The 17,798-nt window shown below is 61.0% G+C and carries 9 protein-coding genes and 2 pseudogenes; 8 read left to right on the top strand and 3 right to left on the bottom strand.

All coding sequences use genetic code 11. The features are described 5' to 3' along the window. Positions 1–70: 70 nt before the first annotated feature. Positions 71–1,555 carry a sodium/proline symporter PutP gene (gene putP, locus AC1RAC_RS11485; RefSeq protein WP_034125609.1) on the bottom strand — a complete coding sequence of 495 codons (1,485 nt, stop codon included), beginning with the start codon at positions 1,553–1,555 and terminating at the stop codon, positions 71–73. A gap of 461 nt (positions 1,556–2,016) precedes the next feature. Between putP and putA the strand changes: the two genes are divergently transcribed. From putA to AC1RAC_RS11500, 3 genes are all read left to right on the top strand, one after another. Further along, complete coding sequence (gene putA, locus AC1RAC_RS11490) at positions 2,017–5,970, top strand: trifunctional transcriptional regulator/proline dehydrogenase/L-glutamate gamma-semialdehyde dehydrogenase (protein WP_280089421.1); 3,954 nt, start codon at positions 2,017–2,019, stop codon at positions 5,968–5,970. Positions 5,971–6,211: 241 nt separating this feature from the next. After that, positions 6,212–8,014 (top strand): acyl-CoA dehydrogenase, encoded by a 1,803-nt coding sequence (locus tag AC1RAC_RS11495; RefSeq protein ID WP_492616596.1) that lies wholly within the window; start codon positions 6,212–6,214, stop codon positions 8,012–8,014. A gap of 170 nt (positions 8,015–8,184) precedes the next feature. After that, positions 8,185–8,385, top strand: a complete 201-nt coding sequence (locus AC1RAC_RS11500) for a hypothetical protein (RefSeq protein ID WP_072445851.1) — start codon at positions 8,185–8,187, stop codon at positions 8,383–8,385. 57 nt (positions 8,386–8,442) lie between these two features. Here AC1RAC_RS11500 and AC1RAC_RS11505 read toward each other — a convergent pair whose 3' ends face one another. Together AC1RAC_RS11505 and AC1RAC_RS11510 are read right to left on the bottom strand one after the other, a co-directional pair. Then, positions 8,443–8,736, bottom strand: a complete 294-nt coding sequence (locus tag AC1RAC_RS11505; protein ID WP_003187971.1) for a cell division protein ZapA — start codon at positions 8,734–8,736, stop codon at positions 8,443–8,445. Then, the gene (locus AC1RAC_RS11510) at positions 8,733–8,963 is read right to left on the bottom strand and encodes a hypothetical protein (RefSeq protein WP_003187970.1); all 231 of its coding nucleotides are present in this window, start codon (positions 8,961–8,963) and stop codon (positions 8,733–8,735) included. Before AC1RAC_RS11510 ends, AC1RAC_RS11505 begins: the two co-directional genes overlap by 4 nt. Before the next feature lie 343 nt (positions 8,964–9,306). Here AC1RAC_RS11510 and AC1RAC_RS11515 point away from each other — a divergent pair. The 5 genes and pseudogenes from AC1RAC_RS11515 to selO form a co-directional block, all read left to right on the top strand. Next, positions 9,307–9,963, top strand: a pseudogene (locus AC1RAC_RS11515) (MCP four helix bundle domain-containing protein); the annotation flags it as partial. A gap of 303 nt (positions 9,964–10,266) precedes the next feature. After that, positions 10,267–10,866, top strand: a pseudogene (locus AC1RAC_RS11520) (methyl-accepting chemotaxis protein); the annotation flags it as partial. A 241-nt stretch (positions 10,867–11,107) separates the two neighbouring features. Then, on the top strand, positions 11,108–12,850 hold the full coding sequence (locus AC1RAC_RS11525) for a potassium/proton antiporter (protein WP_003187967.1): 1,743 nt from the start codon (positions 11,108–11,110) through the stop codon (positions 12,848–12,850). A gap of 49 nt (positions 12,851–12,899) precedes the next feature. Then, the gene (gene mscK / locus AC1RAC_RS11530) at positions 12,900–16,283 is read left to right on the top strand and encodes a mechanosensitive channel MscK (protein WP_054896228.1); all 3,384 of its coding nucleotides are present in this window, start codon (positions 12,900–12,902) and stop codon (positions 16,281–16,283) included. Between the two features lie 48 nt (positions 16,284–16,331). Next, positions 16,332–17,795: a protein adenylyltransferase SelO gene (gene selO, locus AC1RAC_RS11535; RefSeq protein ID WP_492616597.1), complete on the top strand. Its 1,464-nt coding sequence runs from the start codon at positions 16,332–16,334 to the stop codon at positions 17,793–17,795. The last annotated feature ends 3 nt before the right edge of the window (positions 17,796–17,798 follow it).

Below are 17,798 nucleotides of genomic sequence, written 5' to 3' on the forward strand. Positions count from 1 at the left end.
AAAAAAGGCCCAGTGTCCTTCGGACGTGGGCCTTTCTTGTTCGTTCAGCAGGCGTTAAACGCCCAGCGAATTACTTGTTCAAGTTGTAATCTTTTTCCGCAGCATCAAAACGCTCGACCATGCCCACCGTCGGTGCGCCCATCTTGCTCACGAAGTAGATCGCCAGGCTGGCGAAGATGAAGCCTGGGATGATTTCGTACAGGCCCAGCAATTCGAAGTGCTTCCACACGATCACGGTGATCGCGCCGACCAGGATGCCGGCCAGGGCGCCGTTGCGGGTCATGTGTTTCCAGATGACCGAGATCAGTACCACGGGGCCGAAGGCTGCACCGAAACCGGCCCAGGCGTAGCTGACCAGGCCCAGTACGCGGTTTTCCGGGTTGGCGGCCATGGCGATGGCGATCAAGGCCACTACCAGCACCATGATGCGACCGACCCATACCAGCTCAAGCTGGGAAGCGCCTTTGCGCAGGAACGCCTTGTAGAAGTCTTCCGTCAGGGCGCTGGAGCACACCAGCAGTTGGCAGCTCAGGGTGCTCATCACAGCCGCCAGAATGGCCGACAGCAACACACCGGCAACCCATGGGTTGAACAGGATTTTGGCCAGCTCGATAAACACACGCTCTGGGTTTTCAGTCACCGGGCCCGCCACTTCCGGGTGCGCCGAGAAGTAAGCGATACCGAAGAAGCCCACCGCCACGGTGCCGCCCAAGCACAGGATCATCCAGGTCATGGAGATGCGACGCGCCTTGGCGATCGACTTAACCGAGTCCGCCGCCATGAAACGCGCGAGGATGTGCGGCTGGCCGAAGTAGCCCAGGCCCCAGCCCATCAACGAGATAACGCCGATGAAGGTGGTGTTTTTCAGCATGTCGAAGCTGGTCGGGTCCTTGGCTTCAATGGCCAGGAAGGTGGTGTCTACGCCGCCGGTGGCCAGCAGCACGATAATCGGCGTGAGGATCAGCGCGAAGATCATCAGCGTGGCTTGTACGGTGTCGGTCCAGCTGACTGCCAGGAAACCACCGATGAAGGTGTAGGCAATAGTCGCTGCAGCACCGGCCCACAGCGCGGTCTCGTAGGACATGCCGAAGGTGCTTTCGAACAGGCGGGCGCCGGCGACGATGCCGGAGGCGCAGTAGATGGTGAAGAACACCAGGATCACCACGGCGGAGATGATCCGCAGCAGGCCGCTTTTATCTTCGAAGCGGCTGGAGAAGTAATCCGGCAGGGTCAGGGCGTCGCCGTTGTGTTCGGTCTGCACGCGCAGGCGGCCGGCCACGAACAACCAGTTGAGGTAGGCACCGACGATCAGGCCGATGGCAATCCAGCTTTCCGACAGACCGGACATGTAGATCGCGCCCGGCAAGCCCATCAACAGCCAGCCGCTCATGTCGGAAGCACCGGCGGACAAGGCTGTCACCACGCTACCGAGGCTGCGACCGCCCAGGATGTAATCGGAAAGGTTGTTGGTGGAGCGATAGGCCATCAGGCCGATCAGCACCATTGCTGCGATGTAGATCACGAACGTGATCAGGGTTGGATTACTAACGCTCATAGGAGTGACGCCCTGGCTTTGTTTTTATGTAGCGACGGTCATGGGGACGGCCACCCGTGGATAACCGGATAGACGAACCTGCATGCCGCGCATTTATGACTGGCGTTTCCCCAGGAAAGCCGCCAGCCGATGAACCCACCCAGAGGGTTGGTTGCACCTTGGTGCGCGAATGCTATTCAACAAAGCAAATAAGGTGCAACCAGTTTCTGCCGTTTAAGTTGCACCCAAGTATGTTTTAGGACAAACGCGCTTTTTTTGCTCCTTTTCGGAGCAAGAACAGCTGATCTCAGAAGCAAATGCACCAGCGCGAAGCGGATTCGGTCGTGTGTTTATTTTTTTCCGATCAAGCGTCGAATATTTAACCAACAAAAGGGTTGCACCCGGTTGCACCTCAGGATGGGCAAAGCTAATCTTGCCGCCAGCAGATGCCACTCGGTAGTGGCACCCATGAGGATAAAAAAATGGCAACGACCACCCTTGGGGTCAAACTCGACGACCCGACCCGCGAACGCCTGAAGGCCGCCGCGACCTCCATTGATCGCACGCCGCACTGGCTGATCAAGCAGGCGATTTTCAATTACCTGGAGAAACTCGAGGGTGGTGCAACCCTGTCCGAGCTCAATGGCTTGAGCACCAAGGAGGCCGATGATGCCGGCGAGGTCCAGGCCGACCACGCCCACCAGTGCTTCCTTGAGTTCGCCGAGAGCATCCTGCCGCAATCGGTATTGCGTGCCGCAATCACCGCCGCTTACCGCCGCCCCGAGCCGGAAGTGGTACCGATGCTGATCGAACAGGCGCGCCTGCCGGCACCGATGGCCGAAGCCACCAACAAGCTGGCCGCGAGCATTGCCGAAAAACTGCGCAATCAGAAGAGTGCCGGCGGCCGTGCCGGTATTGTTCAGGGCCTGCTGCAAGAATTCTCCTTGTCGTCCCAGGAAGGCGTGGCGCTGATGTGCCTGGCCGAAGCGCTGCTGCGTATCCCGGACAAAGGCACCCGCGATGCGCTGATCCGCGACAAGATCAGCACCGGCAACTGGCAGCCCCACCTGGGCAACAGCCCATCGCTATTCGTCAACGCCGCTACCTGGGGCCTGCTGCTGACTGGCAAGCTGGTGTCCACCCACAACGAAGCAGGCCTGACCTCGTCCCTGAGCCGCATCATCGGCAAGAGCGGCGAGCCGATGATCCGCAAGGGCGTCGACATGGCCATGCGCCTGATGGGTGAGCAGTTCGTCACCGGCGAAACCATCGCCGAAGCCTTGGCCAATGCGAGCAAATTCGAAGCCAAGGGCTTCCGCTATTCCTACGACATGCTCGGTGAAGCCGCACTCACCGAACACGACGCCCAGAAGTACCTGGCCTCGTACGAACAAGCCATTCATTCCATCGGCAAAGCCTCCCATGGCCGTGGGATCTATGAAGGCCCGGGCATCTCCATCAAACTCTCCGCCCTGCACCCGCGCTACAGCCGTGCGCAGTACGAGCGTGTGATGGATGAGCTGTACCCGCGCCTGCTGTCGCTGACTTTGCTGGCCAAGCAGTACGACATCGGCCTGAACATCGACGCCGAAGAAGCCGACCGCCTGGAGCTGTCCCTGGACCTGCTCGAGCGCCTGTGCTTCGAGCCGCAATTGACTGGCTGGAACGGCATCGGCTTTGTGATCCAGGCGTACCAGAAGCGTTGCCCGTATGTGATCGACTACGTCATCGACCTGGCCCGCCGCAGCCGCCATCGCCTGATGATCCGCCTGGTAAAAGGCGCGTACTGGGACAGCGAAATCAAGCGCGCCCAGGTCGAAGGCCTGGAAGGCTACCCGGTCTACACCCGCAAGGTATACACCGACGTTTCCTACATTGCCTGCGCACGCAAACTGCTGTCGGTGCCGGAAGTCATCTACCCGCAGTTCGCCACGCACAACGCCCACACCCTGTCGGCTATCTACCACATCGCCGGTCAGAACTATTACCCCGGCCAGTACGAGTTCCAGTGCCTGCACGGCATGGGTGAACCGCTGTACGAACAGGTTGTAGGCAAGGTTTCCGAAGGCAAGCTGAACCGTCCGTGCCGTGTATACGCACCGGTTGGTACCCACGAAACACTGCTGGCCTATCTGGTACGCCGCCTGCTGGAAAACGGTGCCAACACCTCGTTCGTCAACCGTATCGCTGACCAGTCCATCTCGATCCAGGAATTGGTAGCCGACCCGGTGGCCAGTATCGAGCAAATGGCAACCCAGGAAGGCGGTTTCGGCCTGCCACACCCGCGCATCCCTTTGCCGCGTGACCTGTACGGCAGCGACCGCGCCAACTCGGCCGGTATCGACCTGGCCAACGAACATCGTCTGGCCTCGCTGTCCTGCGCCCTGCTCGCCACTGCTCACAACAACTGGAAAGCCGCACCGATGCTCGGTTGCGCCGCCAGCAATGAAACGGCTCAACCGGTGCTGAACCCGTCCGACCTGCGTGATGTGGTCGGCCAGGTACAGGAAGCCACCGTCGAAGACGTCGACAACGCCATCCAGTGCGCCATCAGCGCCGCACCGATCTGGCAGGCCACCCCGCCCGCCGAACGCGCTGCCATCCTGGAACGCGCCGCCGACCTGATGGAAGGCGAGATCCAGCCGCTGATGGGCCTGCTGGCCCGTGAAGCCGGCAAGACCTTCGCCAACGCCATCGCGGAAGTGCGTGAAGCCGTGGACTTCCTGCGCTACTACGCAGTGCAGGCGCGCAACGACTTCACCAATGACGCCCACCGCCCATTGGGCCCAGTGGTGTGCATCAGCCCGTGGAACTTCCCGCTCGCCATCTTCAGCGGCCAGGTAGCTGCAGCGCTGGCTGCCGGTAACCCGGTGCTGGCCAAGCCTGCCGAGCAGACGCCGCTGGTGGCTGCCCAGGCCGTACGCATCCTGCTTGAAGCCGGCATTCCGGAAGGTGTGCTGCAATTGCTGCCAGGCCAGGGCGAAAGCGTCGGTGCCCGTCTGGTGGGTGATGATCGCGTCAAAGGCGTGATGTTCACCGGTTCCACCGAAGTGGCGCGCCTGCTGCAACGCAATGTCGCCGGTCGCCTGGATGCCCAGGGTCGCCCGATTCCGCTGATCGCCGAAACCGGTGGCCAGAACGCGATGATCGTCGATTCCTCGGCGCTGACCGAACAAGTGGTGATCGACGTCGTATCGTCGGCCTTCGACAGCGCCGGTCAACGTTGTTCGGCCCTGCGCGTACTGTGCCTGCAGGAAGATTCGGCAGACCGTGTGGTCGAAATGCTCAAGGGCGCCATGGCTGAATGCCGCCTGGGTAACCCGGAACGCCTGTCGGTCGACATCGGCCCGGTGATCGACGCCGAAGCCAAGGCCGGTATCGAGAAACACATCCAGGCCATGCGCGACAAAGGCCGCAACGTTTACCAGGTGGCGATTGCCGACGGTGAAGAGATCAAGCGCGGCACCTTCGTGATGCCGACCCTGATCGAGCTGGAAAGCTTCGACGAACTGCAACGCGAGATCTTCGGCCCGGTATTGCACGTAGTGCGCTACAAGCGCAAAGAGATCGACCAGCTCATCGGCCAGATCAACGCTTCCGGCTACGGCCTGACCCTGGGCGTGCACACCCGCATCGACGAGACCATCGCCAAGGTGATCGACAACGTCAATGCCGGTAACGTCTACGTCAACCGCAACATTGTTGGCGCCGTGGTCGGCGTGCAGCCGTTCGGCGGCGAAGGCCTGTCCGGCACTGGCCCGAAAGCCGGTGGCCCGCTGTACCTGTACCGCTTGCTGTCGACTCGTCCTACCGATGCGATCGAGCAATCCTTCGTACGGGGCGACAAGCTGGCCGCGCCGGATGTGCGCCTGCGTGATGCCATGAGCCAATCGCTGACCGCCCTGAAAACCTGGGCCGACGGCAATAAGTTCAGCGAACTGAGCGCGTTGTGCACGCAGTTCGCCGCCCAATCGCAGAGCGGTATCACCCGCCAACTGGCCGGCCCGACTGGCGAGCGCAACAGCTACGCCATCCTGCCGCGCGAGCACGTGCTGTGCCTGGCCGAAGTGGAAGGCGACCTGCTGACCCAACTGGCGGCGGTATTGGCCGTCGGTGGTTCGGCGGTATGGCCGGAAACCGAGCTGACCAAGGCCTTGTTCCCACGCCTGCCTAAAGAGATTCAGGCGAAGATCAAGCGCGTGGCCGACTGGTCCAAGGACGACGTGGTGTTTGACGCTGTGCTGCATCACGGTGATTCCGACCAACTGCGTGCGGTGTGCCAGCAAGTGGCGCAGCGCGGTGGGGCAATTGTCGGGGTGCATGGCATGTCGCAAGGCGAAACGGCGATTGCGCTGGAGCGTCTGGTGATCGAGCGTGCGTTGAGCGTTAACACTGCTGCAGCGGGTGGTAACGCCAGCCTGATGACCATCGGCTAACTGATACAACGCGGCTGATCGCGGCTGATCGTTCCCACGCTCCGCGTGGGAATGCAGCTCAAGGACGCTCTGCGTCCAGAAGCGTGACGCGGAGCGTCAAAAGAGGCGTTCCCACGCAGAGCGTGGGAAAGATCTCGATGCCTCGCCAGCGTTCTGCCCTTCTATCACTTAAATCAATCTTGCTATCCACCCTCCATTCGCGGACTTAGACTCAGGCCAATTCCTTCAAAGGTACGCCGCCATGTCCGAGACGCTGCTCAGTTCCCGCAATCTGGCTTTCGAGCTGTACGAAGTCCTCGATGCCGAGGGCCTGACCCAGCGCGAGCGGTTTGCCGAACACAACCGCGAAACCTTCGATGCCGCGATCAGCACGGCGCGCAACATCGCAGAAAAGTACTTCGCCCCTCACAACCGCAAGAACGACGAAAACGAACCGCGCTATGAAAACGGCCAGGCGATCCTGATCCCCGAGGTCAAACCCGCCGTGGACGCCTTCCTTGAAGCCGGCTTCCTCAACGCAGCACGTAGCTTTGAAGCAGGCGGCATGCAACTGCCGACCCTGTTGTCCCAGGCCTGTTTCGCGCACTTCCAATCGGCCAACGCCGCCTCGACGTCCTACCCGTTCCTGACCATGGGCGCCGCCAACCTGATCGAAAGCTTCGGCACCGAGGAGCAGAAACAACGCTTCCTGCAGCCAATGATCGACGGGCGCTTCTTCGGCACCATGGCCCTGACCGAGCCCCATGCAGGCTCCTCCCTGTCGGACATTCGTACCCGTGCAGAGCCCGCGACTGACGGCAGTTATCGGCTCAAGGGCAACAAGATCTTTATTTCCGGTGGCGACCATTCGCTATCGGAAAACATCGTGCATATGGTGCTGGCAAAATTGCCGGACGCTCCCGCAGGCGTGAAGGGCATTTCGCTGTTTATCGTGCCCAAGTTCATGGTCAACGATGACGGCAGCCTGGGCGCTCGCAACGATGTGCTGCTGGCAGGGCTGTTCCACAAGATGGGCTGGCGCGGCACCACGTCCACGGCGCTTAACTTTGGCGATAACGGCAACTGTGTCGGCTATCTGGTGGGCAAGCCGCACCAGGGGCTGAGCTGCATGTTCCAGATGATGAACGAGGCACGCATCGGCGTGGGCATGGGCGCGGTGATGCTCGGTTACGCCGGCTACCTCTACTCCCTGGACTACGCCCGCGAACGGCCCCAGGGGCGCCTGCCTGATAGTAAAGACCCGAGCACCGCACCGGTGGCGATCATCCAGCACGCCGACATCAAGCGCATGCTACTGACCCAGAAAGCCTATGTGGAAGGCGCCTTTGACCTCGGCCTCTACGCGGCGCGGCTATTCGACGACACCACCACCCTGCAAACCGACACCGAGCGCAAGCAAGCCCACGAACTGCTCGACCTGCTCACGCCCATCGTCAAATCCTGGCCGTCGGAGTTCTGCCTCAAGGCCAACGAGCTGGCGATCCAGATTCTCGGCGGCCACGGCTACACCCGCGAATACCCGGTGGAGCAGTACTACCGCGACAACCGCCTGAACCCCATCCATGAAGGCACCCACGGCATCCAGTCCCTGGACCTGCTCGGGCGCAAATTGGCGCAGAACGGCGGCGCCGGTTTAAAGCAGTTGATTCGCCTGATCGCCGAAACCGGAGCCCGGGCGCAAAAGCACCCTTCACTCACGGCACTGCGAGAGCCTCTGGAGCAACTGGTAAACCGGCTGCAAAGCGTCACGATTGGCCTGCTGACCGATCTCGCCCAAGGCAAGGTCAACAGCAGCCTGGCGAACTCGGCGCTGTACTTGAAAGTGTTCGGGCACACGGTGATTGGCTGGCGCTGGCTGGAACAGGCGATCCGCGCCGAAGAAGGGCTGGCCAAGGGTGACGCGGCTGACGCGGCCTTTTATAAGGGCAAGCTCCAGGCCGCCCGGTACTTCCTGACCTGGGAAGTACCGAGCTGCCATCATGAACTGGCGATTCTGGAGGCACGCGACGATACGTGCCTGGGGATGCAGGAAGCGTGGTTCTAATAGCGGCGAAATAGTCTGGCGCGCGAACTAATGAACTAGAGTTCTAAACGACTGTGATTTCTGACAGTTACTGACGTGGCTTCTCAAGGGGTAGGCTTTCAGGTATCGAGAGCGTGTTCACACTGACTTCCATACCGATGACCTCCTGCTGCCCCTTTTGAGGAATCAACATGAAAACCACCCCGAAAATTATTCTCGTCGATAAGAACGGCGATCCTTCCATCGCAAAGGATATAACGCTTGATGAATACTTGATCTCTGCCAACTCAGGCGATGTCTTGGACGTTTTGGGAAACAAGAAAACAGTAATTAACAAAGTTTTCAAATTTACAGCCAACGACGAATACAGCATCGAAATCGTGTACGAGTAAACATCGGAAAAAGCCTGGCGCGCGCGCTGACAAACGTTGCGCACCAGCATGCTTTTATTATGGCTGCCCAATCACCTTGGAGATCACGTCGACCGTGGCGCTGACTTGCTCTTGGTAACGGTCGAGTTCCTGCTGGTGAGCCTGTTGCATTTCAATCTGCTCGGCGCACAGGTTCAGCGCGGCCAGTACCAATAGCTTGTCACCGATCAGGGTCGGGTACTTTTTCTTGGTAACCGCCAGGGAGGCCTTGAGCATGGTCACGGCATGCATCAGGGTCTGATCTTCGCCGGCCGGTGCCTTGATCGAGTAATCCTCTCCGAGAATCGAAACGACCTTTATGCCCTCACTCATGCGCTGACAGGCCCTGCACTTACACGCTCAACCAGCGCCTGAATGCGGGCGGCGGTGGCGCCGTGCTTTTCTTCCTGTTCCATCAGGTTCAGTTGCAGGCTGTCGTTTTCGTCCTTGGCGCGGGCCAGCTCGGCCTTGAGGGATTCGTTGCTGCCCAGCAATTCTTGATTCTGCTGTACGAGGTCGCTGACCAGTTGTTCCAATTGGCTGAGGGATGCTTCTAACATTTTGATTTCTCGGGCTTTTAAAAAGGGCGGTGACGATAAAGAAAATTCACCTCGGATGCCAGGGTTATCCCTGGCCGCGCAGCCCGATGATGCAAGGCCGGGCCGCACTTTCGAGCCTTAGTGACTGCATTTACCCGATCTGGTTCCTGAACTCACCCAACCCCTGGTCCGATGCGACAAAAGCGCGCGCCCCCTTAAGACTTTAGTCGCATGGCCGATAAGGCGGGCACACCTCGTCTCATGGCCGCATGGATAGCGCCTCCCCCAGGACTCCAGCATGTCTCTTCGTAATATGAATATCGCCCCGAGGGCCTTCCTCGGCTTCGCGTTTATTGGCGCCTTGATGTTGTTGCTCGGTGTGTTCGCCCTGAACCAGATGAGCAAAATTCGTGCAGCCACCGAAGACATCACCTCGGCCAGCGTCCCCAGCATTCGCGCCCTGGATGAATTCACCCAACTGACCCTGCGCCTGCGCGTGCTGTCGTACCGCTTGCTGACCAACCGCGAGCCGGATGTACAGCAAAAGACCCTGGAAGCCTTTGAACTGCGCAATCAGCAGATTCGCACAGCCCAGGACATCTACGAAAAACTGATCACCAGCACCGAAGAGCGCAACGTCTACAACGAGTACGTCCGCTTGCTGGGCCAGTACCGCCAGATTGAAGAGCGCATGAAGAGCCTGTCTCGCGCCAATCAGGTCAACGAGCTGCGCAGCCTGCTCAACACCGAGTTGCTGGACAACTCCGAGCAGGTCAATGCGGTCTTGACCCGCTTGCTGGATATCAATAACGACGACGCCAACGCCACCAACCAGCGCGCCAAAGACCAATACGACATGGCCTTTGACCTGGTGGTAGGCCTGCTGGTGATTGCCACGGCACTGACCTTGCTGTTTGCCTGGTTGCTGACCCGCAGCATCACCCTGCCCATCGCCCAGGCGCTAGAAGCCGCCGAAGAAGTGGCCGAAGGCAACCTGACGCGCCCGATCAGTGTGGACGGCAACGACGAAGCCGGGCGCCTGCTCGCGGCCATGGCCAAGATGCAACACAAACTGCGCGACACCCTGCAACGTATCGCCGGCTCCGCCACCCAGCTTGCGTCTGCCGCTGAAGAGCTGAATGCGGTCACCGACGAAAGCGCCCGTGGCCTGACCCAGCAGAACAACGAAATCGAACAGGCCGCCACTGCCGTCAACGAGATGACCAGTGCGGTGGAAGAAGTCGCACGCAACGCGGTGAGCACCTCCGAAGCTTCGCGCAACGCCACCACCTCTGCCGGTGACGGCCGCGACCTGGTGCAGGAAACCGTTAGCGCTATCGAACGCATGAGTACCGATGTGCAGGCCACCGCCTCCCTGATTGGCGACCTGGCCAATGAATCGAGGGATATCGGCAAAGTGCTGGACGTGATCCGTGGCCTGGCCGACCAGACCAACCTGCTGGCCCTGAACGCCGCGATCGAAGCAGCGCGAGCCGGGGAAGCCGGGCGTGGTTTCGCCGTGGTGGCTGATGAAGTGCGGGCGCTGGCCCATCGCACCCAGCAGTCCACCAGCGAAATCGAGCGCATGATCGGCAGCATCCAGACAGGCACTGAACACGCGGTGGATTCGATGCGCAACAGCACCGAGCGCGCCGAATCGACACTCAACATCGCCCGAGGCGCGGGCCTGTCGCTGGACACTATCAACACGGCGATTGTGGAGATCAACGAGCGCAACCTGGTGATCGCCAGTGCGGCGGAAGAACAGGCTCAGGTGGCGCGGGAAGTGGACCGCAACCTGGTGAATATCCGTGACCTGTCGGTGCAATCGGCAACCGGCGCCAGCCAGACCAGCGCGGCGAGCGGTGAGTTGTCGCGCTTGGCGGTGGATCTGAATGGGATGGTCGGAAGGTTCCGCCTCTGAAATAAGCCTTTGCTCACACCGCATACCTTGTGGGAGCTGGCTCGCCTGCGATAGCAATCTGTCAGCTGACGCCCATGGCGCCTGGCACACCGCAATCGCAGGCAAGCCAGCTCCCACATTTGGCCGATGTGCAGCCACAAAAGCTTTTTGACAGCGCAGCAATTCAACAGGTTAGAATCCCTGGCACGCAGACTGCATGGTCAGTTTGCACCCTGTCTTCCCCTGCCCTGGAGTACTGCCTTTGAATGCGACGACCATCAACAGCCTGTTCTTGATCGGCGCGTTGCTGGTGACTGCGAGCATTCTGGTGAGTTCGCTTTCGTCACGCCTGGGTATCCCCATCCTGGTGATTATCCTGGCCGTGGGCATGACCGCCGGGGTCGATGGCGGTGGCATCATTTTCGATAACTACCCCACCGCCTATCTGGTGGGCAACCTCGCCCTCGCCGTGATCCTGCTCGACGGCGGTTTGCGCACCCGGGTGGCGAGTTTCCGCGTGGCGCTGTGGCCGGCCTTGTCCCTGGCCACGGTGGGGGTGTTGATTACCACCGGCCTCACGGGCATGGCCGCGGCCTGGCTGTTTAACCTCAACATCATTCAAGGCTTGCTGATCGGCGCCATCGTCGGCTCCACGGACGCCGCGGCGGTATTCTCGCTGCTGGGCGGCAAGGGCCTCAACGAACGGGTCAGCGCCAGCCTGGAAATCGAATCCGGCAGCAACGATCCGATGGCGGTGTTCCTCACCGTCACCCTGATCGACATGCTCGCCAGCGGCCAGACCGGCCTGCACTGGAGCCTGCTCACGCACCTGATCCGCGAATTCGGCATCGGTGGCCTGGTAGGCCTGGGCGGCGGCTGGCTGATGCTGCAACTGGTCAACCGCATCAACCTGGCCAACGGCCTGTACCCGATCCTGGTGATCGCCGGTGGCCTGTTCGTATTCGCCCTGACCAACGCCCTGCACGGCAGCGGCTTCCTCGCCGTGTACCTGTGCGGGCTGGTGATCGGCAACCGCCCGGTGCGCAGCCGCCATGGCATTTTGCATATGCTCGACGGCATGGCCTGGCTGGCGCAGATCGGGATGTTTTTGGTGCTGGGCCTGCTGGTCACGCCTCACGATTTGCTGCCCATCGCCGTGCCCGCCCTGGGCCTGGCGCTGTGGATGATCCTGTTTGCCCGGCCGCTGTCGGTGATGGTTGGCCTGCTGCCATTCAAGGCGTTCCACGGTCGCGAAAAAGCCTTTATAGCCTGGGTGGGCCTGCGCGGCGCGGTACCGATCATCCTCGCGGTGTTCCCGCTGATGGCCGGCCTGCCCCATGCGCAGCTGTACTTCAACCTGGCATTCTTTATCGTGCTGGTCTCGCTGTTGGTGCAGGGCACCAGCCTGCCGTGGGTGGCCAAGTTGCTCAAAGTCACCGTACCGCCAGACCCGGCGCCGATCTCCCGCGCGGCCCTGGAAGTGCACGTTACCAGCGAGTGGGAGTTGTTCGTCTACCGCCTGGGCGCCGAAAAATGGTGCATCGGCGCGGCCCTGCGCGAGCTGAAAATGCCCGAAGGCACGCGCATCGCCGCGCTGTTTCGTGGCCAGCAACTGCTCCATCCGTCGGGTAGTACGGTGCTGGAAGTCGGCGATTTGCTCTGTGTGATCGGCCACGAACACAACCTGCCGGCCCTGGGCAAATTGTTCAGCCAGGCGCCGCAACGGGGCCTCGATTTGCGCTTCTTCGGTGACTTCGTACTCGAAGGCGACGCCCAGCTGGGCGCGGTTTCCGCCTTGTACGGGCTCAAGCTTGAAGGTATCGACCCGGACATGCCATTGAGCCGCTTCATTACCCAGAAGGTTGGCGGTGCACCGGTAGTCGGCGACCAGGTGGAGTGGAACAACACCATCTGGACCGTCGCCGTCATGGACGGGAACAAGATTGGCAAAGTCGGCGTCAGATTCCCCGAAGGAAGTCGCCCGGGCCCCGGACTCTTCCTCTAAACTGCGGGACAACGACGCCCCGATTCTTCACTTTGCAAGACCGGTCTCTATGCCAACCCTGCGTACTTTTCTCGCCACTGCCCTGCTGGGCCTGACCCTTTGTGTTGGCAGCGTATACGCCGCCGACCCGCCCAGCGCCGAAGCCGTCCAGCAAAGCCTGGATAAACTGCCCGACCGCAAGCTGCCTGACGCCGACATGAAGGCGCTGCAGGCGACCCTGCAACAGACCCTGACCTACCTGGGCAATCAGCAGGACTACGAGCAGCGCCTGGCCGACCTCAAGCGCCAGCTGGAAGAGGCCCCGCGCCAGACCAATGAGAACCAGCGTGAGCTGGCGCGCCTCAAGGCCACCAAAATCATTCCGGTGGCCCAACGCTACGCCAGCCTGCCGGTGCCGCAGCTTGAGCAGTTATTGGTGCAACGCAGCACCCAGCAAGGCGACCTGCAAAAAGAACTGGCCGACGCCAACAGCCTGACCATCGCCGCCCAGACCCGCCCTGAGCGCGCCCAGACCGAGATCAGCAGCAGTCAGACGCGCATCCAGCAAATCAACGCGACGCTCAAGCTTGGCAAAGACAATGGCAAACCTCTCAGCGGCGACCAGCGCAACCAGCTCAACGCCGAACTGGCGGCCCTGAATGCCTTGATTCCCCTGCGCCGCCAGGAATTGGCCGGCAACAGCCAGCTGCAAGACCTGGGCAACAGCCAGCACGACCTGATTCAGGAAAAAACCGCACGCCTGGAGCAAGAAATCCAGGACCTGCAAACCCTGATCAACCAGAAACGCCTGGCCCAGTCCCAGCAGACGGTGACCCAACAGTCCATCGAAGCGCAGAAAGCCGGCGGCAGTAGCATCCTTGCCAAGGAAAGCGCAGACAACCTGAAGCTGTCCGACTACCTGCTCAAAAGCACCGACCGCCTCAACGACCTGACCCAGAAAAACCTGCAGACCAAGCAGCAACTGGACACCGTGACCCAAAGCGATTCGGCCCTGGACGAGCAGATCAACGTGCTCAAGGGCAGCCTGCTGCTGTCCAAGATTCTCTATAAACAAAAGCAGGCCCTGCCGCGTCTCACCGTGGACAAAGACCTGGCCGACGACATCGCCAACATTCGCCTGTATCAGTTCGAGGTCAACCAACAGCGTGAGCTGATCAGTTCCCCAAGCGCCTATGTGGACAACCTGCTGGCGAACCAGCCACCGGATGAGGTCACCCCGCAACTGCGCCGCACCTTGCTGGAAGTGGCGATCACCCGCAGCGACCTGTTGGAGCGTCTGAGCCGCGAGCTGAGTGCACTGCTCAACGAATCCATCACCCTGCAACTGAACCAGAAACAACTGCTCAGCACCGCCAGCACCCTGCGGGCCACGCTCGACGAGCAAATGTTCTGGATCCCCAGCAACAAGCCGCTGGACACTGAATGGCTGGAAACCGTACCGGCGCATCTGAGCAAACAGGTCACCACCCTGCCTTGGGCGTCCAGCGTCAGTGAGCTGTATGACGGCCTGACCCAACGCCCACTGCTGTTCCTGCCGTTGCTGTTGCTGATCGGCGCGCTGTTGTGGCGACGCAATGCGCTGTATGTGCGCCTGAAAAAGGTTCACCAGGACATCGGCCACTTCAAGCGCGACAGCCAGTGGCATACGCCGCAGGCCATCCTGATCAACATCCTCCTGGCAATGCCCGTGGCCTTGGGCCTGGCGCTGTGCGGCTACGCGTTGCAGATCGACGCCCGCGGGCAAAACGCCAACCTGGGCGCGGCCTTGCTGCAGATCGCCCAAGCCTGGCTGGTGTTCTACACCGCCTACCGCATCCTCGCGCCGGGCGGCGTGGCGGAGCTGCACTTTCGCTGGGAGAGGCCGCAGGTCGAATTCCTGCAAGGCTGGATACGCAAGCTCGGGCTGGTGGTACTGGCGCTGGTGGCCGTGGTCGCGATTGCCGAACATCAACCGGCCGCGCTGGCTGACGACGTGTTGGGTATCGCCGTGGTACTGACCTGCTACGGGCTGATGGCCTGGCTGCTGGGCCGCCTGCTGCTGAACAGCCCGACCCACGAAAAGGCCTCGTTGTTTCGCAAAGCTATCGGGGTGGTGTTCACCGCGCTGCCCATCGCTCTGTTTATTGCCGTGTGCTTTGGCTATTACTACACCGCGCTGAAACTCAGCGACCGGCTGATCAATACCCTGTACCTGCTGATGTTCTGGCTGGTGATCGAAGCCACCTTCGTGCGCGGCCTGGGTGTTGCCGCACGGCGCCTGGCCTACGCCCGGGCCCTGGCCAAACGCCAGGCAGCCAAGGAGGCCGGTGACGGCGAAGCGGTGATCGAAGAGCCGACCCTGGACATCGAGCAGGTCAACGAACAGTCCATGCGCCTGATCCGCCTGGCCCTGCTCGGCGGCTTTATCGCGGCGCTGTACTGGGTGTGGTCGGACCTGATCTCGGTATTTTCCTACCTGGACAACGTCACCCTGTACGAATACACCAGCGGCACAGGTGCAAATATCAGCATGGTGCCCATCAGCATCGGCGACCTGCTGGGCGCGTCGATCATCATCGGTATCACCTTCGCCCTGGCGCGCAACCTGCCCGGCCTGCTCGAAGTCCTGGTGCTGTCCAAGCTCGACCTGGCCCAAGGCAGCGCCTACGCCACCACCACCTTGCTGTCCTACATCATTGCCGGCGTGGGCTTTGTCACCACCCTTTCCACCCTCGGTGTGAGCTGGGACAAGCTGCAATGGCTGGTGGCCGCGCTGTCGGTGGGCCTGGGTTTCGGCATGCAGGAGATCTTCGCCAACTTCATCTCCGGCATCATGATTTTGTTCGAACGCCCGGTGCGCATCGGCGACACCATTACCATCGGCAACCTGTCGGGTACGGTAAGCAAGATCCGCATTCGTGCCACCACCATCACCGACTTCGACAACAAGGACATCATCGTCCCCAACAAAACCTTCATCACCGGGCAACTGATCAACTGGTCGCTGACCGACACCATCACCCGTGTCACCCTGAAACTGGGCGTGGACTATGGCTCCGACCTGGACCTGGTGAAGGAATTGCTACTCAAGGCGGCGCGAGAAAACCCACGGGTACTCAAAGAGCCGGAACCCCACGTGTATTTCCTCAACTTCGGCGAAAGCACCCTCGACCACGAACTGCGCATGCATGTTCGCGACCTGGGCGATCGCAACCCGGTGTTGGACGAGGTCAACCGCTACATCAATCGTGAGTTCAAGAAACAGCACATCAACATCTCGTTCCGGCAGATGGAAATCTACCTGAAGAATCTTCACGGCCAGGAATACAAATTGGTGCCGGCCGAAGACGAGCGCAAGACCATTGCCGAGCCGCTCGACAAGCCCGACGCCCCCGAGCCTCCTGCAGGCAAAGTCGTGGATGCGCCGGAGCCGCCACCCAGCAAACTCGACTAAACGCCCTATCCCCAGCAGAATGCTCGGACATTCTGCTGGAGATGGCCGGTGAAAGCCCTCGACGAACTGACCTTCGACAACCGCTTCGCACGCCTGGGCGACGCATTCTCGACCCACGTACTGCCAGAGCCCCTCGACGAGCCGCGCTTGGTCGTCGCGAGCAAGGCCGCCATGGCCCTGCTCGATCTCGACCCGGCCGTGGCCGAAACCCCGGTATTTGCCGAGCTGTTCGGCGGCCACAAGCTGTGGGCCGAGGCAGAACCACGGGCGATGGTGTATTCCGGTCATCAATTCGGCGGCTACACGCCGCAACTGGGCGATGGCCGCGGGTTATTGCTGGGCGAGGTCCATAACGAGGCCGGCGAGCATTGGGATTTGCACCTCAAGGGCGCCGGGATGACGCCTTACTCGCGCATGGGCGACGGGCGTGCCGTGTTGCGCTCTTCGATTCGTGAATTCCTCGCCTCCGAGGCCCTGCATGCGCTAGGCATCCCCACCAGCCGCGCCCTGTGCGTGATCGGTTCCAGCACGCCGGTATGGCGGGAGAAACAGGAACGCGGGGCGATGGTTTTACGCCTGGCCCACAGCCATATTCGCTTCGGACACTTCGAATATTTCTACTACACCAAGAAGCCTGAGCAGCAGGCCGAACTCGCCGAGCACGTGCTGAACCTGCACTACCCCGAATGCCGCGAGCAACCCGAGCCTTACCTGGCGATGTTCCGCGAGATCGTCGAGCGCAACGCCGAAATGATCGCCAAATGGCAGGCTTATGGTTTTTGCCACGGCGTGATGAACACCGACAACATGTCGATCCTGGGCATTACCTTCGACTTCGGGCCCTTCGCGTTTCTCGATGATTTTGACGCGCACTTCATCTGCAATCATTCCGACCATGAAGGGCGCTACTCCTTCAGCAACCAGGTGCCGATCGGGCAGTGGAACCTCAGCGCCTTGGCCCAGGCGCTTACACCGTTCATCAGCGTTGACGCACTGAAAGAAGCCCTCGGCCTGTACCTGCCGCTGTATCAAGCGCACTACCTGGACCTGATGCGCCGCCGGCTGGGGCTGACCACCGCCGAAGAAGACGACCAGACGCTGGTGGAGGGTTTGCTCAAGCTGATGCAGAACAGCGGTGTGGACTACACGCTGTTCTTCCGCCGCCTGGGCGACGAATCGGCGACGTTAGCCGTGGCGCGGTTGCGTGATGACTTTGTCGACATGGCCGGGTTTGATGCCTGGGCCGAGCGGTACAAGGCCCGTGTTGCACGGGATGGGGATTACACCCAGGAACAGCGCCGTGAGCGCATGCACGCGGTCAACCCGCTATATATCCTGCGTAACTACCTGGCCAAAAACGCCATCACCGCCGCCGAATCAGGCGACTACAGCGAAGTGCGGCGGCTGCATGACGTGCTGACCAGGCCGTTTGAGGAACAAGCGGGCATGGAGCAGTACGCGCAACGGCCCCCGGATTGGGGTAAGCATTTGGAGATTAGTTGTTCGTCGTGACCC

The sequence above is a fragment of the Pseudomonas sp. GW823-FHT02F05 genome, assembly GCF_058797315.1.

Excerpts from the sequence above, each read along its gene's own strand:
- putP (WP_034125609.1), bottom strand. The coding sequence starts at position 1,555 with ATGAGCGTTAGTAATCCAACCCTGATCACGTTCGTGATCTACATCGCA.
- putA (WP_280089421.1), top strand. The coding sequence starts at position 2,017 with ATGGCAACGACCACCCTTGGGGTCAAACTCGACGACCCGACCCGCGAA.
- AC1RAC_RS11495 (WP_492616596.1), top strand. The coding sequence starts at position 6,212 with ATGTCCGAGACGCTGCTCAGTTCCCGCAATCTGGCTTTCGAGCTGTAC.
- AC1RAC_RS11500 (WP_072445851.1), top strand. The coding sequence starts at position 8,185 with ATGAAAACCACCCCGAAAATTATTCTCGTCGATAAGAACGGCGATCCT.
- AC1RAC_RS11505 (WP_003187971.1), bottom strand. The coding sequence starts at position 8,736 with ATGAGTGAGGGCATAAAGGTCGTTTCGATTCTCGGAGAGGATTACTCG.
- AC1RAC_RS11510 (WP_003187970.1), bottom strand. The coding sequence starts at position 8,963 with ATGTTAGAAGCATCCCTCAGCCAATTGGAACAACTGGTCAGCGACCTC.
- mscK (WP_054896228.1), top strand. The coding sequence starts at position 12,900 with ATGCCAACCCTGCGTACTTTTCTCGCCACTGCCCTGCTGGGCCTGACC.